Origin of the sequence: Nocardiopsis quinghaiensis, from assembly GCF_008638365.1 — a bacterium.
GTDB classification, from domain to species: Bacteria; Actinomycetota; Actinomycetes; order Streptosporangiales; family Streptosporangiaceae; genus Nocardiopsis; species Nocardiopsis quinghaiensis.
This window is the reverse complement of record NZ_VWVU01000038.1, coordinates 1-21,938: the sequence shown is the minus strand read 5'-3', so window position 1 is coordinate 21,938 and position 21,938 is coordinate 1. Positions and strand designations below refer to the sequence as shown.

Genomic DNA, 21,938 nt, shown 5'->3' with positions numbered 1-21,938 from the left:
ATCTCGGGCCGTTCGCCGAGTAGGGGGATCCTCCGGGACGCAACTCGACACGCCGGTGTGTGTCAGAGAGTGATGCTTCTTCTTTGATGGCGTTATCGGAAACCTGTCGCCCTTAACCTTAGTTATCCCTCTATGAGTGAAATGTGATGCTTGGGGCCTGTGGGGCTGTCTGCCCCACCACACGCCCATTCCGCTCTTGCCAGCTCCCGCCGCGCCCGTGCGCGCCCGAAGAAGGGGGACGACCGGATGGGTCGGACCGGACACCACGACGACCACGAGGAGGAGGGGGCGGAGGAAGGCGGCAGGAAGCGGATCGACCTGACCGCGTCCCAGGTCGCCGGAGCCGCCGGCGCGACACTGGCCGCGGCCACCGCCGCCTCCTACCTGAACGTGTACGGCACGGTCATCGGCGCCGCCGGCATGGCCGCGCTCAGCACCCTCGTCAGCCCGCTGCTGCAGCACTGGTTCTCGCGCAGCGGTGAGCAGGCCCGGCAGCTGGCCGGAAGGGCCAGGGCCGGCGGCCACGCCGGGGCACCGGTTCCGAACGCGCCGGGGGCACCGGTCGCCCCGGCCCCCGAGGGGGTCTTCGGGACCGGACCGCTGTGTGAGGTCACCGAGGCGGGATCCCTCCCCGAGGACTCCGACGCCACCCGTGTCATGGCCCTGCCCCCTCTGGAGGGGGCCGCTGGCACGCACGCCGACGTCCCCGGTGCCACCGCGCGCACATCCGTGGCCGACCCGGACGACCCGGACCCGGACGACCCGGACGCGGACGGTCCCGGCGACGGGTCACGGCCCCGGAGGGGAGGCCGACGGCGCGGCTGGCGCTCCGCGATGGTCCCGGCCGTCGTGGTGTTCGTCCTGGCCATGCTGGTGATCCTGGCCTTCGAGCTGTTCACCGGGCGCTCGCTGACCTCCTGGACCCGGGGCACGGACGAGGCCACCGCGCCCACCCTGTTCGGCGGCACCACCTCCGCGCCCCCGGCCGAGGAGAGCGGATCCGAGGACCCCGCCACCACCGGTGAGGCTCCCGAGGGCTCCGACCCACGGGGGGAGGACGGCACCTCCGGCGTTCCCGGGGCCCCCGGTGACCCCCAGCCGACCGAGCCCGCACCCGGGGGCGACGGTGCCGAGGCGAGCCCCGCACCCACCGCTCCGCCCGCCGACGATCCCGAGACTCCCGAGGAACCCGTCGAGCAGGCCCCCGATCCCGGAGCCGGAGAGCAGGGCGGTGGGGAGGCCGTCCCGGCGCCCGAGCCACCCGCCCCTCCGGAGGAGTGAGCCCGGGTCCTCGCCCGCGCGGGCGAGGACCCGGGGACCGCGCCCGTCCCGCTCCGCCCCGGCCCCACCGTGACGGACGGGACCGGCCGGGGGCGGGCGCCGGTCACTCAGTCCAGGACCCGCTCCAGGTAGGCGTTGGAGAACCTGCGTCCGGGATCCACCCGTTCCCGCACCGCCAGGGCCTCGTCCAGCCTGGGGTAGACCCCCTCCAGGTAGGAGCGGTCGCGGGTGTGCATCTTGCCCCAGTGCGGGCGCCCGCCCACGGAGGTGAACACCGCCTCCACGTCGGCGAAGTAGGCCTCGTACGGAGTCCCCTTGTACATGTGCACCGCCACGTAGGCGGTGTCGCGGCCGTAGGCGGTGGACAGCCACACGTCGTCGGCCGGGGCGAAGCGCACCTCCACCGGAAAGCTCACCCGGTGCCCGCCCCGGTCCACGACGGACCGCACCTCGCGCAGGACGTCCACCAGGTGCTCGGCGGGGATCGCGTACTCCATCTCCACGAACCGGACGTCGCGCACCGAGGCGAACACCCTGTACGAGGCGTCGGTGTAGTCGCGCGCCGACAGCGCCCGCGAGCTGATCCGGTTCACCGCGGGCACCGCGCCGGGGAAGCGCCGGCACACCCGGTTGACCCCCTCGAAGAGCGTGTTGGACAGGAACTCGTCGTCCAGCCACGCCCGGAAGGATGACAGCGGCCGGGCCGGATCCGCGCTGACGTTGTTGCGCTTGGTGTTGGTGTTGTCGGTGTGCGGAAACCAGAAGAACTCGAAGTGGTCGTTGTCCGCGCGCAGCCCGGGCAGGCGTTCCAGCACCTCCTCCAACCGCATCGGCTCCTCCCGCGCGTGCAGCCGGAACGCCGGGCGCACCGCCATGGTCAGCGCGGTGACCACGCCGAACGCGCCCAGGCCGACCCGCGCCGCGTGGAAGAGGTCCGGTTCGCGCTCCGCGGAGCACTCGACCACCGAGCCGTCGGCGAGCACCATCTCCATGCCGACCACCTGGTCGGCCAGGCCGCCCGTGTCCCTGCCCGTGCCGTGGGTGCCCGTCTGCACAGCGCCCGCCATGGTCTGCACGGCGATGTCGCCCATGTTGGCCAGGGCCACACCGTGTCCGGCCAGCACGTCGTTGAGGTCGCACAGGGGGAGGCCCGCCTCGACCGTCGCGGTGCCCTCCAGCGGGTCGACCGAGCGCACCCGGGTCAGGGAGGTGGGGGACAGGAGCAGGCCGTCGGTGACGGCCACGTCGGTGAAGGAGTGCCCCGTACCGACCATGCGGACCCGCAGGTCCTCGGCGGCGGCCGAGGAGACCGCCGCGGCGACCCCCGCCGTGCCTCCCGGGGCCGCCGTGCGCCTGGGGCGGGCCTGGTGGGTGCCCGCCCATGTGTGCCACAACACATCTGTCATGCCGTGACATTACCGACCAGTCGGTCACGTGAACAGGGGCCCGGGTGCGCGGCCCGCCGGCGGAGGAGGCCAAGACCACAGGACACGGACACGGGAGGCCGCGCGAGCGGGTGCGGACGAGCTGGTTTCATAAGTCGTATGAGCTACTACGACGCGTTTCTGCTGATCTCCTTCGGCGGTCCGGAGGGCGAGGACGAGGTCATCCCGTTCCTTGAGAACGTCACCCGCGGACGCGGCATCCCCCGGGAGCGGCTCGTCGAGGTCGGCGAGCACTACTTCCTCTTCGGCGGGGTGAGCCCGATCAACCAGCAGTGCCGCGACCTGCTCGCCGCGGTCACCGCCGACTTCGCCGCCAACGGGATCGACCTGCCGATCTACTGGGGCAACCGGTTCTGGACCCCGATGCTCACGGACACCCTCGCCCGGATGAGGGAGGACGGCGTGCGCCGGGTGCTGGCGCTGCCCACCTCCGCGTACTGCAACTGGTCCAGCCGTACCGCCTACGAGGAGGACATCGCCCGCGCCCGCGCGGCGCTGGGGGAGGACGCTCCCGAGGTGGACCTCGTCCGGCCCTTCTACGACCACCCCGGGTTCGTCGAGCCGCTGGTCGAGCACACCCGCGCCTCCCTGGCCGCCCTGCCCGCGGAGCAGCGCGAGGGCGTACGGCTGCTCTTCTCCGCGCACTCCATTCCCACCTCGATGGCCGAGGCCAGCGGCGGCCCCGGCCACGGCTTCGGGCCGGAGGGCGCCTACGGTGCCCAGCTGGCCGAGGTGGCGCGCCTGGTGGTGGAGCGGCTCGACCGCGACCACCCCCACGAGCTCGTCTACCAGAGCCGCAGCGGCCCGCCCAGCCAGCCCTGGCTGGAGCCCGACGTCAACGACCGCATGGCCGAGCTGGCCGCCGAGGGCGTGCCCGCCGTGGTCGTGGTTCCGCACGGCTTCGTCTCCGACCACATGGAGGTCAGGTTCGACCTCGACGTGGAGGCCCGCGAGACCGCCAAGAAGCTCGGTATCGGCTACGAGCGCGCGCTCAGCCCCGGCACACACCCCGCGTTCGTGTCCATGGTGACCGACCTGGTCCGCGAGTACACGGAGCGGTCGGAGCCCCGGCGCCTGAGCTCCCTCACCCGTTGCGCCGACTGCTCCTGCCCGGCCTGAGACGAGGGCCCGCCCTGGAGGGCGGGGCGGGTGAGGCGGGGACACGGCGCGCCGACGTGTGGGAAGCTGGGTAAACACTGCTGACACCACCCTGGGGCGGGCGGGGGACCGGCTCCCCCCGGGGCCCGACCGGTAGTGTCTGCCCAGATCACAAGTCGACGTTCAGGAGTATGTGTCTTGGTTCGTTCCTGGTATGAACTGCCGGAGTACGTCCGACTCCGCCGTGTCAACGGACTGCGCCTCTCACCGGACGGAACCCGTCTGGTCGCGCCCGTCAGCGGCATCGCCCCCGACTCCAAGTCCTTCCGCAGCGCCCTGTGGGAGATCGACGTCACCCCCGAGGCCGAGGGCGGGCGCGCCCCCAAGCGCCTCACCCGCTCCGCCAAGGGCGAGGGCGGTGTCGGCTTCCTCCCTGACGGTTCGGTCCTGTTCACCAGCGGCCGTCCCGACCCCGAGACCAAGGCCGAGGACAAGGCCGGGGCCTCCCTGTGGCTGCTGCCCGCCGGAGGCGAGGCACGCCAGGTCGCCTCCCGCCCCGGGGGCATCGGCTCCTTCACCGTCGCCCGCGACTCCGGGCTGGTCGCCGTCACCTCCGACACACTCCCGCGCAGCGTGGACGAGGAGGCCGACAAGGAGGCCCGCAAGGCCCGGGAGGAGGCCGGGGTCACCGCCATCCTCCACGAGGCGCTGCCCGTGCGCTCCTGGGACAGCGACATCGGCCCGGACCACCCCCGTCACTTCGTCGCCGAGCCTCCGGCCGACGACGACTCCCGCCTCGGCGACCTCAGGGACCTGACCCCCGACGCCGGGATGGCCCTCCTGGGCGCCGGCGGCGCGCTCACCCCCGACGGCTCCCTGCTGGTCACCGAGTGGCAGGTGCCCGTCGGCGGGGGCGCCCGGCGCTCCGAGATCGTCGCCGTCGACACCGCCACCGGTGAGCGCCGCACCCTGGCCTCCGACCCCGACCACGAGTTCGGCGGCCCGCTCGTCTCCCCGGACGGCCGCCACGTCCTGCTCTCGCGCGACTTCGAGGGCGACTACGACGGCGAGCCCCGTGACCAGACCGCGTGGCTCGTCGACCTGGCCACCGGACAGGGCCGCGACCTGCTCCCCGAACACGAGTTGTGGCCGCGCGACCTCGCCTGGGCCGCCGACTCCGGAGCGGTGTTCTTCGTCGCCGACGAGAACGGTCGCCGCCCCGTCTTCCGGATCGACCTGGCCGACGGCACGGTCACCCGCCTCACCGGTGACCACGGCGCCTACAGCAACCTCAACCCGTCACCCGACGGGCGGTACGTGTACGCGCTGCGTGACGCCTGGGACGCCCCGCCCGCGCCCGTACGCCTGGCCGCCGGCGCCGTCGACGGCCGGCCCGAGTACCTGCGCACGCCCGGGTCCGAGCTGACCATGCCCGGCACCCTCACCGAGATCGAGACCACCGCCGACGACGGCACCCGCATCCGCTCCTGGCTGGTGCTGCCCGAGGAGGCCTCGGCCGACTCTCCCTCCCCGCTCATGCTCTGGGTCCACGGCGGGCCCTACATGAGCTTCAACGGCTGGTCCTGGCGCTGGAACCCGTGGCTGCTCGCCGCGCGCGGCTACGCCGTCCTGCTGCCCGACCCCGCCCTGTCCACCGGCTACGGGCAGGACATGCTCCGCCGCGCATGGGGCAGGTGGGGACCGCGCACCTTCGCTGACATCATGGCCGTCACCGACGCGGCCGAGGCGCGCGAGGACATCGACGCCGAGCGCACCGCCATGATGGGCGGCTCCTTCGGCGGCTACATGGCCAACTGGATCGCCGGGCACACCGACCGGTTCCGGGCCATCGTCTCCCACGCATCCCTGTGGGGCCTGGACGGTTTCAGCGGTACCACCGACTACCCGCCGGTGTGGGAGCACGAGTTCGGCACCCCGCTGGACCGCCCCGAGCGCTACACCCTGAACTCGCCGCACCTGCACGCGGACGACATCCGCACCCCGATACTCGTCATCCACGGGGACAAGGACTACCGGGTACCCGTCTCCGAGGGGCTGCGCCTGTGGCGCGACCTGATGCTGCACGAGGTGGACGCCAAGTTCCTGTACTTCCCGGACGAGAACCACTGGATCCTCAGCCCCGGCAACGCCCAGGTCTGGTACGAGACGGTCTTCGCCTTCCTCGACCACCATGTGCACGGCAAGGAGTGGAGCAGGCCCGAACTGCTCTGAACCGTCCGTGAACCGGTCGGGCGCCGCCGCGGTGCCCGACCGGACCCGCGTGCGGGGAGCAGCCCGCGCGACACCGCGCCACGACAGGGAGGACATCCAGTGAGTACCACCGGCGCCGCACCCGACCGGGAGAGCCTGCGCGACCTCGCCGTGAGAGTGGCGGCGGAGGCGGGGGAACTCGCCAGGGAGGGACAGGCGGGCATCACCGTGCTCGACACCAAGTCCAGCCCCACCGACGTCGTCACCAGGATGGACCGGGCCACGGAGGACCTCATCCGGGCCCGTCTGCTCGCCGAGCGCCCCGACGACGCCGTCCTGGGGGAGGAGGGCGGCGACGACGAGGGCGGCACCAGCGGGGTGCGCTGGGTCGTCGACCCCATCGACGGCACCGTCAACTACCTGTACGGACATCACGACTGGGCCGTGTCCATCGCCGCCGAGGTCGACGGTGTGGTCGTGGCGGCCGCGGTGAACGTCCCCCGGCGCGGTGAGATGTACGAGGCGGTGCTCGGGGGAGGCGCGCGCCTGGACGGCCGGACCATCCAGGCCCCGCCCGCGGTGCCGCTGGACCAGGCCCTGGTCGCCACCGGCTTCGGGTACCTCCCCGAGCGCCGGGCCCAGCAGGCCAGGATCCTGCTGGAGGTGGTTCCGCGCGTCCGCGACATCCGGCGCGGAGGATCGGCGGCCGTGGACCTGGTCGGACTGGCCATGGGACGTGTCAACGCCTACTACGAGCGCGGACTCCACGTCTGGGACTGGGCCGCCCCCGGGCTGGTCGCCAGCGAGGCGGGCCTGCGTGTGGGGGACCTGCGTGGCGGGCCGCCCAGCGAGGACCTGGTCATCGCCGGCCGCCCGGAGCTCCAGGAGTCCCTGCGGACGCTCCTGGCGCCGCTGGGGGCCGACACCGACGGCTGAGGCGCAACACGGGTCCGGACACACGGAGGGCGCGGTGGGAGGTCATGTCCCACCGCGCCCTCCGGTCAGCTAGGCGCAGGTGTCGACGCCGTTGCGAGCCGCGATGCGGTAAAGATCCTCCAACTCCGACGCATGCGTGTCGGCGAGGAAGTCGTCCCCTTCGGCCTGAGCGGCCTGGAACGACCGGTAGGTCTCGTTGATGCGGACCTTGATCTCCGCGAGGAACTCGCCCATTGCACCTCTTCCAGGGGTAGGCACCGGTACACGGCCGTGGACCGGTGCGGAATCCGTCCGCGCACGCCGCAGCGTTCGCATGATCGAAGTAGTCACGTCCCTGTGACATGCGTGCACGTCGCGGTCCGGCCCGGGGCCGGTGTCCACGCGTGCATCTCCTACCTGTACCGCACCGTGGCCCGCGCCAAACCTCCGCCCCCTGGCGAAATCCTCCCGTGACCTCCTCTCGTGCGGTGCCGGCCGGTTCCACGGGACGGGAGGGCCCCGCGGCCGCGGCGGGGCGTGTGCGGAGGGACGCGGGTGCGGCCGTCCGGACCGGGCCGGGTGTCGGATGGCCAAGTAACGGGCAAGGGTGTCCCACGACACATTTGCGCGTGAGGGCTTGTGCTTACTTGTTTCTTATTCTTGATGTGTCAGATTTGAGATGTGCGGGGTTAAGTCGCTGCCGGCGGTTGGGGGATTCGCCGGCGGCGACTCCCCGCGCTCAGGGGAGCAGTGAAGCTCCCGGCCCAGCGCCCGTGTCCGCACGGGGCGAGGAGAGCGGCAGGTCGCACGAGACCGCCGCGGCGGGTTTACCGTCTCCTTACCCCGCTCGTGGGACAACGGATGACGCGGCCGGGACCAAGAACGCCGCTGCCGGTGTGTTGGGGGATGCGCCGGCAGCGGCCCCCTCTCTCTCCCGCACCAACGCTTGAGAAGGACAACGTGCGCGTACTCGTGGTCGAAGACGAACGAGTCCTGGCCGATACCGTGGCGGTCGGACTGCGGCGTGAGGCGATGGCCGTGGACGTGGTCTACGACGGGGACACCGCCCTGGAGCACACCGCGGTCAACGACTACGACGTGATCGTGCTCGACCGCGACCTGCCCGGTGTCCACGGCGACGAGGTCGCCCGGACCCTCGTCCAGGAGAGTTACAACGGCCGCATCCTGATGCTCACCGCCTCCGACGGCGTCCAGGACAAGGTCGAGGGCCTGACCATCGGCGCCGACGACTACCTGGCCAAGCCCTTCGCCTTCGCCGAGCTCATCGCCCGGGTGCACGCCCTGGGCCGCCGGTCGGCGCCCCCGCTGCCCCCCGTCCTGGAGCGCCACGGCATCACCCTCGACCCGGCCAACCACCGTGTGCACCGTGACGGCCGCGAGATCCCCCTCACCCCGAAGGAGTTCGCCGTCCTGCAGGTGTTCATGCGCGCCCAGGGAACGGTGGTCAGCGCCGAGGGGCTGCTGGAGAAGGCCTGGGACGAGAACGCCGACCCCTTCACCAACGTCGTCCGCGTCACGGTCATGACCCTGCGCAAGAAGCTCGGCGACCCTCCCGTCATCCAGACCGTCCCCGGCGCGGGGTACCGGCTGTGAGACCGGTGGACCGCTCCGAACCGGGACAGGCGGAACCCACCCGGCCCGGCGACACCGGTACGTGGCGGCGCCTGAACGCCGCCGCGCCCGAGGGCGGGGAGCGCTCGGCCGCGGCCGAGCGCGTGTACCGCTTCACCGACAACCTCAGCCTGCGCGCGCGGCTCACCCTCATCTACGGGATGCTCTTCTTCGCGGCGGGATCGGTCCTGGTCCTGGTCAACTACCTGATCGTCGCGGTCCTGCTCAACGCGCTCCTGGACGAGGACACCGCCTCGGAGCTGATCACCCACCGGTATCTCATCGACGAGGTCCTCACCCACGTCACCAGGTTCTCCCTGCTCGCGTTGTTCCTGGTGGGTCTGCTCGCGGTCGCCCTGGGGTACGCGGTGGCCGGAAGGGCGCTGTCCCCGCTGCAGAAGATCACCCGCATCGCCCGCCGCCTGTCGGAGCGCTCCCTGCACGAGCGCATCGCCCTGTCGGGGCCCGACGACGAGATCCGTGAGCTCGCCGACACCTTCGACGGCATGCTGGAGCGTCTGGACCGCGCCTTCGACGGCCAGCGCCGCTTCGTGGCCAACGCCTCGCACGAGCTGCGCACGCCCCTGGCGATCAACCGGACCCTGCTGGAGGTGGCGCTCAGCGCCCCCGAGGTCTCCTCCGACCTCAAGAGCGTCGGACAGACCCTGCTGGAGACCAACGCGCGCCACGAACGCCTCATCGACGGCCTGCTCTTCCTCGCCAGGAGCGATCGCGAACTGGAGGTCCGGGCCAGGGTCGACCTGGGCGAGGTCGCCGGGACGGTGCTCAGCCAGCTGGAGGGCGAGCTGTCCGGGTCGGGTCTGCACCTGCGCCAGGACCTGCGCCCCGCCTCCGTGGTCGGCGATCCCGTCCTGCTGGAGCGGCTCGTGGGCAACCTCGTGGAGAACGCCCTCAAGTACAACGTCAAGGACGGCGAGATCACCGTTCGCAGCGGCATGTACGAGGGCATGCCCGCCGTCCAGGTGGAGAACTCCGGCAAGGTCATCCCGGCCTACGAGATCGAGGGGCTCTTCGAACCGTTCCGCCGCGGCTCCAGTGACAGGGTCGGCTCGGGCCGCAGCGCCGGTCTGGGACTGTCCATCGTCCGGTCGGTGGTGCGCGCGCACGAGGGCGTGGTGACCGCCTGGCCGCGTGCCGGAGGAGGCCTCGTCGTCACAGTCTGCCTTCCCGTTCCGTCCTAGCCCCAAGGGTCCAGGCTGCGTTCTGCCGTACTTCGTGGTATCTATACGTGTCCGAAGACACGCCCGCCTGTGTCACGGGGGCCGAACTCGGGTGTGTATGCTTCCCCGGGCGTGGACACGGAGAGAATGCCTCCTGACGTGGGCATGTCCTGGTTTTTGCCCACTCATGGGAAGCGCTTTGCGTTTTGTCCGGAATGGGTGAAAACGGGTTTTCCAGGTCTACGAGACGCCCGGTGTTGGGTAGTACATCAGGGGACCGATCCTTGGGCGGTAACCGCACGTGGCCGTCTCCGGTCACGACCCCGTGAAAGTACTGCTGACCTGTGGACAGTGACCCGGGAGGGGACGCGGTCCTCCGGCACCGGGAAAACTCATCGGCCGAATCGGGCACAACGAAGGTCTCTCAAGCGTTACACCCGCGCGACGAGGCATTGAACGAGGGGGATGGAGTTAGCAGAGATGGCCACCGACTACGACAGCCCGCGCAAGACTGACGAGGACATCAACGAGGACAGCCTCCAGGAGCTGCAGGCGCGGCGCGTGGACAAGGGCACCGGCACGATCGACGTCGACCCCGACGAGGTTGCCGAGGGCATGGAACTGCCCGGCGCAGACCTGTCGGGCGAGGAACTCGCGGTGCGCGTACTCCCGCGCCAGGCCGACGAGTTCACCTGCTCGCGCTGCTTCCTTGTGCACCACCGCAGCCAGCTCGCCGAGCAGCGCGCCGGTCAGCTGGTCTGCAAGGAGTGCGCCTGAGCGGACGGGACGGCCCCTGAACCGGCCCCGTCCCTCCCGGCGGCCCCGCCCGCGCGGGCGGGTGTCAGCACGTCCCCGCACGCTCGCGGACGCGTGGAGCACCCGCGGTCGCGGGCTCCCTACCCGGGGGCGTCGCGGAAACGACGGCGGACGGCCGACCACACTCCGGTGCGGTCGGCCGCCCGCCGTCGTCATGGGGGCGGTGCGCCCCCGGTGTCAGACGTCCAGCTCCTCGGGGCCGGCGCCGACCAGCTTCGCGCGGGCGGCGCGTACGGCCAGCACCCGGGCCACCTCCGTGCCGACACCGGCCAGCACGGCCCAGCTCAGTGCGCGGCCGAGGCTGATGTCGGGGGAGTCCACGTCAGTGGGCGGCTCCTCACCCGTCACACGGGCCCAGGTAAAGTTCAGCGCCTTGCGCATGAGGAACTGCGCCGCGAGCCCGGACGCTGCCCCGACGAGCGCGGGGACGATGTCACCGCCGTCCTTCTTAGCCATCGAATCCTTCACCGTTTCCGTTGGGGTGGCCGAGGATGCGCGCCCGGCGCACACCCTCCCGTCCGTACGGGGAGATACTTTCATGTCCGCTCTCCGAGCGCGTGGGCCAACCCCGCACGCCAGCGCTCCGGGGCAGGGTTTCCGACCCTCGGGTGAGGGGCGGAAACCCGGAGCGATCACGGCCCGGGGAGCACTACCATTGCCCCATGACCAACCGCTCTCATTCCTTCCGCATGCCCGACAAGCCTTCGCTGGACGGTATCGAGGCGAAGTGGGTCGACGTATGGGATGAGTCCGGCGTCTACCACTTCGACCGCACCCGCAGCCGCGAGGACGTCTACTCCATCGACACCCCGCCGCCCACGGTCTCGGGTTCGCTGCACATCGGCCACGTGTTCTCCTACACGCACACCGACACCGTCGCGCGCTTCCAGCGCATGAACGGCAAGGCCGTCTTCTACCCCATGGGCTGGGACGACAACGGCCTGCCCACCGAGCGCCGCGTCCAGAACTACTACGGCGTGCGCTGCGATCCCTCGGTCCCCTACGACCCGGACTTCCAGCCGCCCGCCAAGCCCGATCCCAAGCGGCAGGTCCCCGTCTCCCGGCGCAACTTCATCGAGCTGTGCGACACGCTCACCGCCGAGGACGAGAAGGTCTTCGAGTCCATCTGGCGCCGCCTGGGCCTGAGCGTGGACTGGCGCCACACCTACGCCACCATCGACGGCGACTCCCGTGCCGCCGCCCAGCGCGCCTTCCTGCGCAACCTGGCCCGCGGCGAGGCCTACATGTCCGAGGCCCCCACCCTGTGGGACGTCACCTTCCGCACCGCCGTCGCCCAGGCCGAGCTGGAGGACCGCGAGCGCCCCAGCGCCTACCACAAGGTCGCCTTCCACAAGCCCGACGGCGCCCCGGTCCACATCGAGACCACCCGTCCCGAGCTGCTGGCCGCCTGCGTCGCCCTGGTCGCCCACCCCGACGACGAGCGCTACCAGGACCTGTTCGGCACCACCGTGCGCACGCCGGTCTTCGGGGTCGAGGTCCCGGTCAGGGCACACCGCCTCGCCGACCCCGAGAAGGGGTCGGGCATCGCCATGATCTGCACCTTCGGCGACACCACGGACGTCACCTGGTGGCGCGAGCTCCAGCTGGAGACCCGTCCCATCATCGGCTGGGACGGACGCGTCATCGCCGACCCGCCCAGGGGCCTGGATCGCGGACCCGGCCGTGAGGCCTACGACACGCTCGTCGGCGCCACCGTCCACACCGCGCGCGAGCGCACCGTCGCCCTGCTGCGCGAGAGCGGCGACCTGGTGGGCGAGCCCACGCCGATCACCCACCAGGTGAAGTTCTACGAGAAGGGCGACAAGCCCCTGGAGATCGTCACCACCCGCCAGTGGTACATCCGCAACGGCGGACGGGACGAGGGCCTGCGCCAGCGGCTCCTCCAGCGCGGCCGCGAGCTCACCTGGCACCCCGAGCACATGCGCGCCCGCTACGAGAACTGGGTCGAGGGACTGAACGGCGACTGGCTGATCAGCCGCCAGCGCTTCTTCGGCGTTCCCTTCCCCGTCTGGTATCCGCTGGACGCCGACGGCAACCCGCGCTACGACGAGCCGATCCTGCCGGACGAGGACCAGCTGCCCGTCGACCCCAGCTCGCAGACGCCCGAGGGCCACACCGAGGACCAGCGCGGGCAGGCGAACGGGTTCATGGGCGACCCCGACGTCATGGACACCTGGGCGACCTCCTCGCTGTCCCCGCAGATCGCCTCCGGCTGGGAGCGCGACCCGGACCTGTACGCCCGGGTCTTCCCCATGGACTACCGGCCGCAGGGCCAGGACATCATCCGTACCTGGCTGTTCTCCACCGTGGTCCGGGCCCACTTCGAGAACGGCACCCTGCCCTGGAGCACCACCGGCATCTCCGGCTGGATCCTGGACCCGGACCGCAAGAAGATGTCCAAGTCCAAGGGCAACGTCGTCACTCCGCTGGCGCTGCTGGAGAAGTACAGCTCCGACGCGGTCCGGTACTGGGCGGCCAGCGGGCGGCTGGGCACCGACACCGCCATGGACGAGGGCCAGATGAAGGTCGGCCGCAGGCTGTCCATCAAGATCCTCAACGCCAGCAAGTTCGTCATGTCCGTGGCCGGTGAAGGCGCGACGTCCGACCCCGCGCGGGTCACCCAGCCGCTGGACCGGGCGATGCTGGCCGCGCTGGCCGACGTCGTGGAGGACGCCACCGCCGCCTTCCAGGCCTACGACCACACCCGGGCCCTGGAGCGCACCGAGCGTTTCTTCTGGGACTTCTGCGACGACTACCTGGAGCTGGTCAAGACCCGCGCCTACGACGTCGACTCCGCCGAGGGAGCCTCCGCCCGCAGCGCGCTGCTCATCGCCCTGGGCGCCCTGCACAGGCTCTTCGCCCCCTTCGTGCCCTTCGTGGCCGAGGAGGTCTGGAGCTGGTGGCAGGAGGGCTCGGTCCACGCCCAGCGCTGGCCCGCGACCGCCGAGTACCGTACGGCGGCCGCCGACGGTGACCCGGCCGTCCTGTCCGCGACCGCCGAGGTGCTGCGCGCCGTGCGCAAGGCCAAGTCCGGGGCCAAACTGTCCATGCGGGCCGAGGTCGAACACGTCAGGGTGTCGGGCAAGCGGGTCGACGCCGCCCGCGCCGCCCGTGGCGACATCGCCGCCGCGGGCCGTACCGCCGGGATCGACTTCCAGGCAACCGACGACGCCGAGCTCACCGTCGAGGTGACTTTGCCCGATCCCGTCGAGGGGTAGCACCCGCTCGACAGGGGGTGCTTCGGGCGCCGGCGGCGCCGAGGGTTCCCGCCTCCGGGCGCCCGAACACGGGCCGAAGCGGAGCCCCGGAGCGAACACCGCGGGGCGGCGCCGGAGGAATCCGGTACCGCCCCGCGTCACGATCCGGCGGCGCTGGGCACCGGTCCGGAGCCGGAGGAGCGATAGGCTCGGCCAATGTGAGTACCACATCCCTGGAAGGCGGACGGATCCCTGTGACGGTCCACCGCCTGGACCCCGGCCTCCCCCTGCCCGCGTACGCTCATTCCGGTGACGCGGGCGCGGACCTGTACACCGCGGTCGACGCCGTACTGGACCCCGGAGAGCGGGCCACGGTCCCCACCGGCCTGGCGATCGCCCTCTCCGAGGGGTACGCGGCCTTCGTGCACCCCCGCTCGGGCCTGGCCGCGCGCTGCGGGCTCACGATCGTCAACGCGCCGGGCACGGTCGACGCCGGGTACCGGGGTGAGATCAGGGTGACCCTGCTCAACACCGACAGGGACACCCCGGTGAAACTGTCCCGGGGCGACCGGATCGCACAGCTGGTCATCCAGCGCGTCGAGCGCGCGGTGTTCGTCGAGGCGGACTCCCTGCCGGAGTCGCCCCGGGGAACGGGCGGTTTCGGTTCGACCGGGGGCCACGCCGCACAGAGGTGACGGCGCCCGAATCCCCGGTGTCATCCCGGGACCAACGTAAAGCGAAGAGGTGAGGGCGTGTTCGGACGCCGCCGCAAGAAGCGGGACGCGAAGACCGAGAGTACGGGGACGGAGGCCGCACCCAGACGTGAGGGCGCCGCCGGAGCGGTCTCCTTCGGCAACGAGATCGAGCCGGAGGGTCCCATCGAGCAGCCGGCCAAGGAGGTCGACCGCTACCGCGCCACCGGGCCGTGGGACTCCACGGAGAACGCCCCCGAGGCCAAGCGGATGGACGTGGGCAGCATGCTCCTGCCCATGGCGCAGGGTACCGAGATCCAGGTCAACGTCGCCCAGGACGCCCAGGGCAAGCAGAAGATCATCGGTGTGACCCTGGTGCGGGACAAGAGCGCGCTGCAGGTGCAGCCCTTCGCCGCGCCCAAGTCCTCCGGCCTGTGGGACGAGATGCGCGAGGAGTTGCGCGAGCAGGTCGTCAAACAGGGCGGCAAGGTCGAGGACCACGAGGGCACCTTCGGCCCCGAGCTCAGGGCCCTGGTACCGGTCAAGGGCCGCAAGACCGAGGACGGCAAGCAGCTCGCCCAGCGGGTGCGGTTCATCGGTGTGGACGGGCCGCGCTGGGTGCTGCGCGGCGTGATCCGCGGTGAGGGCGCCTCCAAGCCCGAGGTGATGTCCGAGGTCGAGCAGCTCTTCGCCGACGTCGTGGTGGTGCGCGGCGACCAGCCGGTGCCCCCGAACGAGCTGCTGGCGATCACCGTGCCCAAGCAGATCCAGGAGCAGATGGCCCAGGCGGCCAAGACGCGCGCCGCCCAGCAGGCGGCCCAGAGCGGTAACGCGGGCCGCTCGCCCAACGGGGCCGCGCCCGGCGGCCAGCCCGGCCCCTCAGGCGGCGCCTCCAACGGTTCCGGACCGTCCTGATCCCGGACACGCCGGGAACGCGCCGGGGGCACGCGTCCCTTCCGTAACCTGTGTCCCATGACTCAGATGACGGAGAACAGCGTGCCCCGGCCGCTCCCGGAGGACTGGGAGCGCGCCCTGGCGGTGGTGGCCCACCCCGACGACCTGGAGTTCGGCAGCTCCTCCGCGATCGCCCGGTGGACCGGCCAGGGCAAGGACGTGGTGGAGCTTCTGGTCACCAAGGGCGAGGCGGGCATCGACAGCATGGCCCCCGAGGAGTGCGCGCCGCTGCGCATGGCCGAGCAGCGCGCGTCGGCGGCGGCCGTGGGCGCCGCCACCGTCGAGTTCCTGGACTTCCCCGACGGCACCCTGGAGTACGGGCTGCCGCTGCGCGCCGCGCTCGCCGCCGCGATCCGGCGCCACCGGCCCGAGGTGGTCGTCTCCATCAACTTCCGCGACCACTTCCCGGGCGGGGGCGGGTTCAACCACGCCGACCACCGGGTGCTCGGCCCGGCCCTGCTGGACTCGGTCCGCGACGCCGCCAACCGGTGGGTGTTCCGCGAGCAGTTCGAGGAGGGCCTGCGGCCGTGGTCGGGCGTGCGCCTCGTGGCCTTCGGCGCCTCGCCCCGGGCCACCCACTACGTGGAGCTGGGCGAGGACGATCTGGCCGCGGGCGTGGCCTCGCTGGACGCCCACGAGGTCTACCTGTCCAACCTGTCCGGGTTCGACCAGAAGGCCTTCCTGCCCCAGGCCGCGGCCCGGGCGGGGGAGTGGGCCGGTGTTCCGCTCGCCACCGGCTTCGAGGTGTTCGAGGTCTGAGGCCCCGGAGGGCCGGGGAGGAAGGGGGCGCGCGCCGACCGGCCTCAGGAGGCCGGGCCCGGATCCACCGGATCGGTGACGCGGCCCAGGAACAGGACCGCCTCGCGGCGGCGCAGCACGAACACGAACGGCCGGTCCACCGTGAACCGGACCGGCCGGGAGGGCGTGGCCGCCGCCATGAGCATCATCACGGCGGTGGCGGCGGCGCCCTCGGCACCCTTCTCGTCCACCCTCAGCACCGACTGGTGCAGGATCTCGTCGGCCCTGAGCGGCTCCGTGCTGATCCCGTCGAGGCGCGCCCCGTCCGTGGCCAGCTCGCGCACGCCCACGGCCGCCAGCGGTCCGAGGAGGGAGGTGTCGGTCTCCACCCGGAAGCGCGGCAGGGCCAGGTCGACCTGCTGGGAGGAGCGCTCGCGGTACAGGTCCGCGAGCACCCCGGCGGACACCGGCGGGGGAGCGGTGGTCCGCTCGTCGGGCAGCAGCACGTCCAGGACCAGCTCGTGGTCGCCCTCCAGGCTCACCATGCTCCATCCCCCCGCGCGCGCGTGGGGCAGGCGGGCCGACCGGTGCATGGTGGGCACCCTCCGCTTCCCGGACGGGGCGTGGAAGGGCCTGGCGCGGGTCCGCGCGGGGTCGAAGGGGTCGGGCCAGACCACCTTCACCCACAGCGCGTTGACCAGTAGCAGCCGCAGGTCGGGGTGGACGCCGCCCGGCGGGAGCAGCTCCCTGATCATGCCGCGGGTCACGTCCGCGACCTTGCCGTTGACGCGGGCTCGCACTCCCTCGGCGTCGTGCTCGAAGTCGGCGTGCTCCACCTCGGCGCCGGCGCGTTCGCGCACCCGTGCCTCGAAGTCCGGCCGGACCTCCAGGTCGGCGGGCACGTACAGTCCGTTCAGGGTGGCCAGGTCGGGGCCGGAACCGGTGTCCACGGCCGCGTCCAGGGCCTCCAGCTGGCCCTTGGTGTCCGCGCCCAGCAGCGCCTCCAGCTCGGCCAGGGTGCGGCCCGCGGCCCCGGCGGCCAGCAGACCCAGCACCGTGCCCACCGAGTGGGGCGACCACACGTGCGACTCGCCGGCCCGGGCCAGGACCCGGTCCAGGGAGGCGGCGAACTCCAGGTGGTCCCGTCTCGGGGACGTGCTCGGCTGCATGGGATCCCTCGCTCGCTCTCGGCTCCGGCGGCTCTGGCCGCCAGCGTACGGAGTCGGCCGGGTGACCGCCAGGGTCACCGGTCCGGCCGGGGGGGCGGACAACCGCGTGAGGAGTCGCACGCGGCAAGAGGGCCGGACGGGACAGGGGAGAGCGGAGAGCGTCCGATCGACCACGTTGCGTGTTCCGGAGTTGGTGACAGGTCGCATAGTCTGGGGCATCATGGCGGGCGGGTCAGCGCCGTGCGCACCGCCTGGTGAGGACCGACCACCCACGACCGACCGGACCGGAGCAGAATGACTGAGCAGCAGCGGGCCGCCGAGGAGGCCGCATCGAGGGCCGAGGCGGACGACCGGGGCGACGCTCCCACCCCGGAGCCGGAACCCGGAGGGGAGGGTGCCGAGGACACCCCGGCGGGCACCGAGGATCCCCCGGCGGTCACCGAGGACACGGTCGAGGCGCTCGTGCGCTCCCAGCTGTCCAAGGCGCTGGGCGGCAAGCGCGGCATGGTCGAGGCGGCCATGCCCACCCTGACCTTCACCGTCTCCTACGTCCTCACCTCGGAACTGAGGACGTCGATCGGCCTCGGTGTGGCCGCGGCCCTGCTCCTGGGCGGGGTCCGGCTCCTGCAGCGCTCCTCGGCGCAGTACGTGGTCACCAGCCTGTTCGGCATCGGTATCGCCGCCGTCTTCGCCATGCGAAGCGGCAACGCCGCCGACGCCTTCCTGCCGGGCATCATCTACAACGCCGTCTACGCCGTGGTGCTGAGCCTGTCGGTCCTGGTGCGCTGGCCCGCGATCGGACTGATGATCGGCCCGTTCATCGGCAACAAGGAGGACTTCACCTCCTGGCGCTCCAACCCGGCCGTGCTCTCCCTGGCCTCACGCCTGACCTGGCTGCTGGTACTGCCCTGCGTGATCCGCGTGCTCGTGCAGTACCCGCTGTGGATGGCCGAGACCTACGGCTGGGCCGACACCTTCGGCCTGCTGGGCCTCTCCAAGATCGCCATGGGCTGGCCGCTCCAGGTCGCCGCGTTCGCCGCCATGGTGTGGGTGCTGGCCCGGGGGCGCACCCCCCTGGACGAGCGCGGGGAGGGAACCGCCGCCCACGGGGAGGGCGGCCCCCGGCAGGGCTAGAGGCCCCGTCCCACCAGGGGTGTCTTGTACTCACAGCGGGGTTCGAGCGTCGAGCCTCGCTGTGAGTACAAGACCACGACGCATGAGGCGGGAGCGTGCGGCGCTAGAGGTCCTCGTCCGGGGGCGCCATCAGGGCCTCCAGGGTGCCCAGCGCCTCGGGTTCGGCCAGGAACACCACCGTGTCGCCCACGGACAGGGTTCTCTCCGGTGCGGGAGGGCGCACCCCTCCGGGGCCGACCACCGCCACCAGGGCCACGCCCTCGGGCAGCGACCCCGCCAACCCGCTCTCCGGCCCGCCCGCGAACGGGCTCTCGGCGTGCAGCACCGACTCGGCGATCTCCGCGCCCGGCAGCGGCGGCAGGGCCCCCTCCTGGTCCAGGCCCTCCTCCGGGGCGCCCTCGACCAGGTCGGCGATCAGCCGCGGCGGGGAGACCGCCAGGTCCACGCCCCAGGACTCGTTGAACAGCCACTCGTTCTCGGGGTCGTTGATGCGGGCGATCACCCGGTCCACCCCGAACTCGTTCTTGGCCAGCAGGGACACCACCAGGTTGACCTTGTCGTCGCTGCTGGCCGCGATCACCACGTCGAAACCGCCCAGCCGGGCGTCCTCCAGGGTGGCCAGCTCGCAGGCGTCGGCCAGCAGCCACTCCACCTGGGGCAGGTCGTCCACTCCGATGGCCCGGGTGTCCCGGTCGATCAGCAGTACGTCGTGGCCGCTGCCCGCCAGCTCCGTGGCGATGGAGCGGCCCACGCTCCCGGCTCCCGCGATGGCGATCCGCATCTCACCCACGCCCCGTCTCGTCGTCGTGCAGCCGCCCGGGCAGCCCGTCCAGGTCCCGGCCGTGGGCGATCACGTGCAGGACGTCGCCCTCCTCCAGCGGATCGTCGGAACGGGCGAGGACGATCCGTCCCCGGCGGGTCAGGTAGGCCACCCGCATCGGCGCCCGCTCCTCCAGGTCGGCGACGCGGCGCCCCGCCCACCCCGGCGGCAGGGTCAGCTCGTTCATCGCCAGGGTCCCGGACGCGTCCTGCCACTCCGGTCCCACCGTGAGCCGTCCGTCACCCGGCACCATGCGGCGCAGGATCGCGTCGGCCGTCCACCGCACCGTCGCCACCGTGGGGATGCCCAGACGCTGGTAGACCTCCGCGCGGCGGGGGTCGTAGATCCGCGCGACCACGTGCTCGACCCCGAACGTCTCACGCGCCACCCGCGCGGAGATGATGTTGGAGTTGTCACCGTTGCTGACCGCGGCGAACGCTCCGGCCCGGTCGATTCCGGCGGAGAGCAGGACCTCACGGTCGTGGCCCACGCCCCGGACGGCGTGCTTGGCCACGGAGCCGCGCAGGCGTCGGAACGCCTCGGGGTCCTGGTCGATCACCGCCACCGTGTGCCCCAGATCCACCAGGGTGTGCGCCAGGGTGGACCCCACCCGGCCGCACCCCATGATCACGATGTGCACCTCGCCCGCACTCCCGTCGAGATAGCCGACCGTCACGCACGCCGCGCGTGCCTGATCCCACCTTGACACAGACGCGTCCGCCGCGTGCGTCGGCCCCGGGACCGGCGCCCCGCCCACGGAACAGCGCGGATGGTGTGTCAAGGCCGGTAGATTGGGAATGGTTGGTGGCTGTGCGCGCAGGGTCACCCAGAAGCGACCCGACCACTCTTGAGGACACCCCACCATGACCGGCCAGGAATTCGAACTGACTGTTGACGACGTCGCGCACGGGGGCTGGTGCGTGGGACGCCACGGTGACCAGGTGGTCTTCGTGCGCCACGCCCTTCCCGGCGAGCGGGTCCGCGTACGCGTCACCGAGATGACCTCCCGCTTCCTCCGCGGCGACGCCGTGGAGATCCTCACCGCCTCCCCCGACCGGGTCGAGGCCCCCTGCGCCTTCGCCGGACCGGGAAAGTGCGGCGGCTGCGACTGGCAGCACGTCTCCCCGGAGGCCCAGCGCGCGCTCAAGGCCAAGGTCGTCACCGACCAGCTGCACCGCATCGCAGGGATCGACCGCGAGGTCGTGGTGGAGGAACTGCCCGGCACCCCCGACGGCCTGGGCTGGCGCACGCGCGTGCGCTTCGCCGTGGACTCCGAGGGCCGCGCCGGACTGCACCGCCACCGCTCCCACGACGTCGAGCCCGTCGACCGCTGCCTGATCGCCCACCCCGGCGTGGCCGAGCTCGGCGTGACCGACGTGAAGTGGGAGGGCGTCCGGGACGTGGAGGCGGTCGCCTCGTCCGCCTGCGCGGACCGCGCCGTCGTCGTCACCCCCACCGGGGCCAAGCTGAACGCCCTTCCCGAACTGGGCACCTCCAGCGCGGTGCTGCGCCGGTTCAAGGGAGGCCGCGTCCAGCAGGTGCGCGGGCGCCGGGGCGTGCGCGAGCAGGCGAACGGCCGCGAGTACCGCGTCAGCGCGGGCGGCTTCTGGCAGGTGCACCCGGCAGCCGCGGAGGCCCTCACGACCGCCGTGATGGAGGCCCTGGAGCCCAAGCCCGGTGAGACCGCCCTGGACCTGTACTGCGGCGCGGGCCTGTTCACCGGTGCGCTGGCCGAGGCGGTGGGCCCCGAGGGGCGCGCCATGGGTGTGGAGAGCGGTACCCAGGCCGTGAGTGACGCCCGGTACAACCTCAGGGACATGGAGCAGGTGCGCATCGAGCAGGGCGACGTGGCCGCCCAGCTGCGCGAGTGGGCGGACGTGCACGCCGACGTGGTCGTCCTGGACCCGCCCCGGGCCGGCACGGGCGCCGAGGTGGTGCGCTCCCTGACCGGGACGCGCCCGCGCAGGGTCGCCTACGTCTCCTGTGATCCCGCGACGCTCGCCCGCGACCTGGCCTCGTTCGAGCGGGCCGACTACCGGCTGACGGAACTGCGCGCCTTCGACGCCTTCCCGATGACCCACCACGTGGAGTGCCTGGCGGTGCTGGAGCCCGTCCACCCGGCCCGCCGTCACCGCGACTAGATGAGTGATTCCAAGGGGTCAGTGGTCGTAGGCCGTCAAAGAGCGTAGGACCGGCTGGCCGGTGCGATCGTTGTGCCAGATCGCGGCGGTCAGCGCCAGAACACGTTGGAGCACCCGGACGATCACCCTGCCCGGGGTGCGACCGCCGTGTCGCTCCAGGTCCAGCTGGCCCTTGAAGGTCTGGTTGATGGACTCGATGACCTGACGCAACGGCCGCAGCAGGTACGCCCCGGCCCGTGGGGGCTCGCCCTTGCGGGCCGGCCGCAGCAGCCGTAGGCCCGCTTCGGCCAGAGCGCGTTCGAAGTCGCGCCCGTAGTAGTTCTTGTCCGCGGTCAGTGTCTGCCCCGGGCGTTGGGTGACCAGGTCAGGGTCGGCCTTGAGCATGTCCAGCAGGGTGGTGCGCTCGTCGGCTTTGGCGCTGGTCAGGGCGAAGGCGATGGGGAGCCCGCCGGGAGTGCACACCAGGTGCAGGCGCAGTCCCCAGAAGAACCGC

At 72.1% G+C, this 21,938-nt stretch carries 20 protein-coding genes; 13 read left to right on the top strand and 7 right to left on the bottom strand.

What is annotated here, in order from left to right:
- The first annotated feature begins 246 nt into the window (after window positions 1-246).
- Window positions 247-1,281, top strand: coding sequence for an ICP22 family protein (locus FYX01_RS24920; protein WP_150245953.1), 1,035 nt, complete (start codon window positions 247-249; stop codon window positions 1,279-1,281).
- Between the two features lie 107 nt (window positions 1,282-1,388).
- Here FYX01_RS24920 and FYX01_RS24915 read toward each other — a convergent pair whose 3' ends face one another.
- On the bottom strand, window positions 1,389-2,687 hold the full coding sequence (locus tag FYX01_RS24915) for a D-arabinono-1,4-lactone oxidase (RefSeq protein WP_150245951.1): 1,299 nt from the start codon (window positions 2,685-2,687) through the stop codon (window positions 1,389-1,391).
- A gap of 138 nt (window positions 2,688-2,825) precedes the next feature.
- Between FYX01_RS24915 and FYX01_RS24910 the strand changes: the two genes are divergently transcribed.
- The 3 genes from FYX01_RS24910 to FYX01_RS24900 all read left to right on the top strand — a co-directional run bounded on the left by FYX01_RS24910 (window position 2,826) and on the right by FYX01_RS24900 (window position 6,971).
- Window positions 2,826-3,845 carry a ferrochelatase gene (locus FYX01_RS24910; protein WP_150245949.1) on the top strand — a complete coding sequence of 340 codons (1,020 nt, stop codon included), beginning with the start codon at window positions 2,826-2,828 and terminating at the stop codon, window positions 3,843-3,845.
- A 177-nt stretch (window positions 3,846-4,022) separates the two neighbouring features.
- Window positions 4,023-6,056 (top strand): S9 family peptidase, encoded by a 2,034-nt coding sequence (locus FYX01_RS24905; RefSeq protein WP_150245947.1) that lies wholly within the window; start codon window positions 4,023-4,025, stop codon window positions 6,054-6,056.
- A 99-nt stretch (window positions 6,057-6,155) separates the two neighbouring features.
- Window positions 6,156-6,971, top strand: coding sequence for an inositol monophosphatase family protein (locus tag FYX01_RS24900; RefSeq protein WP_150245945.1), 816 nt, complete (start codon window positions 6,156-6,158; stop codon window positions 6,969-6,971).
- 69 nt (window positions 6,972-7,040) lie between these two features.
- Here the strand turns inward: FYX01_RS24900 and FYX01_RS26380 are convergent, their stop codons facing one another.
- Window positions 7,041-7,205, bottom strand: a complete 165-nt coding sequence (locus FYX01_RS26380; protein WP_190394478.1) for a hypothetical protein — start codon at window positions 7,203-7,205, stop codon at window positions 7,041-7,043.
- Window positions 7,206-7,910: 705 nt separating this feature from the next.
- Between FYX01_RS26380 and FYX01_RS24895 the strand changes: the two genes are divergently transcribed.
- The 3 genes from FYX01_RS24895 (at window position 7,911) to FYX01_RS24885 (ending at window position 10,540) form a co-directional block, all read left to right on the top strand.
- The gene (locus tag FYX01_RS24895; RefSeq protein ID WP_150245943.1) at window positions 7,911-8,564 is read left to right on the top strand and encodes a response regulator transcription factor; all 654 of its coding nucleotides are present in this window, start codon (window positions 7,911-7,913) and stop codon (window positions 8,562-8,564) included.
- On the top strand, window positions 8,561-9,784 hold the full coding sequence (locus FYX01_RS24890) for a sensor histidine kinase (protein ID WP_150245941.1): 1,224 nt from the start codon (window positions 8,561-8,563) through the stop codon (window positions 9,782-9,784). The genes FYX01_RS24895 and FYX01_RS24890 overlap by 4 nt, the downstream gene beginning before the upstream one ends.
- 459 nt (window positions 9,785-10,243) lie before the next feature.
- On the top strand, window positions 10,244-10,540 hold the full coding sequence (locus tag FYX01_RS24885; protein ID WP_013153901.1) for a DUF4193 domain-containing protein: 297 nt from the start codon (window positions 10,244-10,246) through the stop codon (window positions 10,538-10,540).
- Between the two features lie 216 nt (window positions 10,541-10,756).
- Here the strand turns inward: FYX01_RS24885 and FYX01_RS24880 are convergent, their stop codons facing one another.
- Window positions 10,757-11,035, bottom strand: coding sequence for a DUF4235 domain-containing protein (locus FYX01_RS24880; protein WP_150245939.1), 279 nt, complete (start codon window positions 11,033-11,035; stop codon window positions 10,757-10,759).
- 206 nt (window positions 11,036-11,241) lie between these two features.
- Between FYX01_RS24880 and valS the strand changes: the two genes are divergently transcribed.
- The 4 genes from valS (at window position 11,242) to FYX01_RS24860 (ending at window position 16,202) form a co-directional block, all read left to right on the top strand.
- A complete protein-coding gene (valS, locus tag FYX01_RS24875; protein WP_150245938.1) occupies window positions 11,242-13,818 on the top strand; it encodes a valine--tRNA ligase in 2,577 nt (858 codons plus the stop codon).
- Between the two features lie 197 nt (window positions 13,819-14,015).
- Complete coding sequence (dut, locus tag FYX01_RS24870; RefSeq protein ID WP_150245937.1) at window positions 14,016-14,492, top strand: dUTP diphosphatase; 477 nt, start codon at window positions 14,016-14,018, stop codon at window positions 14,490-14,492.
- Between the two features lie 57 nt (window positions 14,493-14,549).
- The gene (locus tag FYX01_RS24865; protein ID WP_150245936.1) at window positions 14,550-15,404 is read left to right on the top strand and encodes a DUF3710 domain-containing protein; all 855 of its coding nucleotides are present in this window, start codon (window positions 14,550-14,552) and stop codon (window positions 15,402-15,404) included.
- 57 nt (window positions 15,405-15,461) lie between these two features.
- A complete protein-coding gene (locus tag FYX01_RS24860) occupies window positions 15,462-16,202 on the top strand; it encodes a PIG-L deacetylase family protein (RefSeq protein ID WP_150245935.1) in 741 nt (246 codons plus the stop codon).
- 44 nt (window positions 16,203-16,246) lie between these two features.
- Here the strand turns inward: FYX01_RS24860 and FYX01_RS24855 are convergent, their stop codons facing one another.
- The gene (locus FYX01_RS24855; RefSeq protein WP_150245934.1) at window positions 16,247-17,350 is read right to left on the bottom strand and encodes a serpin family protein; all 1,104 of its coding nucleotides are present in this window, start codon (window positions 17,348-17,350) and stop codon (window positions 16,247-16,249) included.
- A gap of 294 nt (window positions 17,351-17,644) precedes the next feature.
- On the opposite strand from FYX01_RS24855, the gene FYX01_RS24850 reads away from it, so the two are divergent.
- A complete protein-coding gene (locus FYX01_RS24850) occupies window positions 17,645-18,484 on the top strand; it encodes a DUF3159 domain-containing protein (RefSeq protein ID WP_150245933.1) in 840 nt (279 codons plus the stop codon).
- 103 nt (window positions 18,485-18,587) lie between these two features.
- Here FYX01_RS24850 and FYX01_RS24845 read toward each other — a convergent pair whose 3' ends face one another.
- Window positions 18,588-19,274, bottom strand: a complete 687-nt coding sequence (locus tag FYX01_RS24845) for a potassium channel family protein (protein ID WP_150245930.1) — start codon at window positions 19,272-19,274, stop codon at window positions 18,588-18,590.
- On the bottom strand, window positions 19,267-19,944 hold the full coding sequence (locus FYX01_RS24840) for a potassium channel family protein (protein WP_150246051.1): 678 nt from the start codon (window positions 19,942-19,944) through the stop codon (window positions 19,267-19,269). The genes FYX01_RS24845 and FYX01_RS24840 overlap by 8 nt, the downstream gene beginning before the upstream one ends.
- Before the next feature lie 223 nt (window positions 19,945-20,167).
- Between FYX01_RS24840 and FYX01_RS24835 the strand changes: the two genes are divergently transcribed.
- The gene (locus FYX01_RS24835) at window positions 20,168-21,445 is read left to right on the top strand and encodes a class I SAM-dependent RNA methyltransferase (protein WP_150245926.1); all 1,278 of its coding nucleotides are present in this window, start codon (window positions 20,168-20,170) and stop codon (window positions 21,443-21,445) included.
- A gap of 18 nt (window positions 21,446-21,463) precedes the next feature.
- Here the strand turns inward: FYX01_RS24835 and FYX01_RS24830 are convergent.
- On the bottom strand, window positions 21,464-21,938 hold a 475-nt coding region (locus FYX01_RS24830), incomplete at its 5' end, for a transposase (protein ID WP_150245923.1).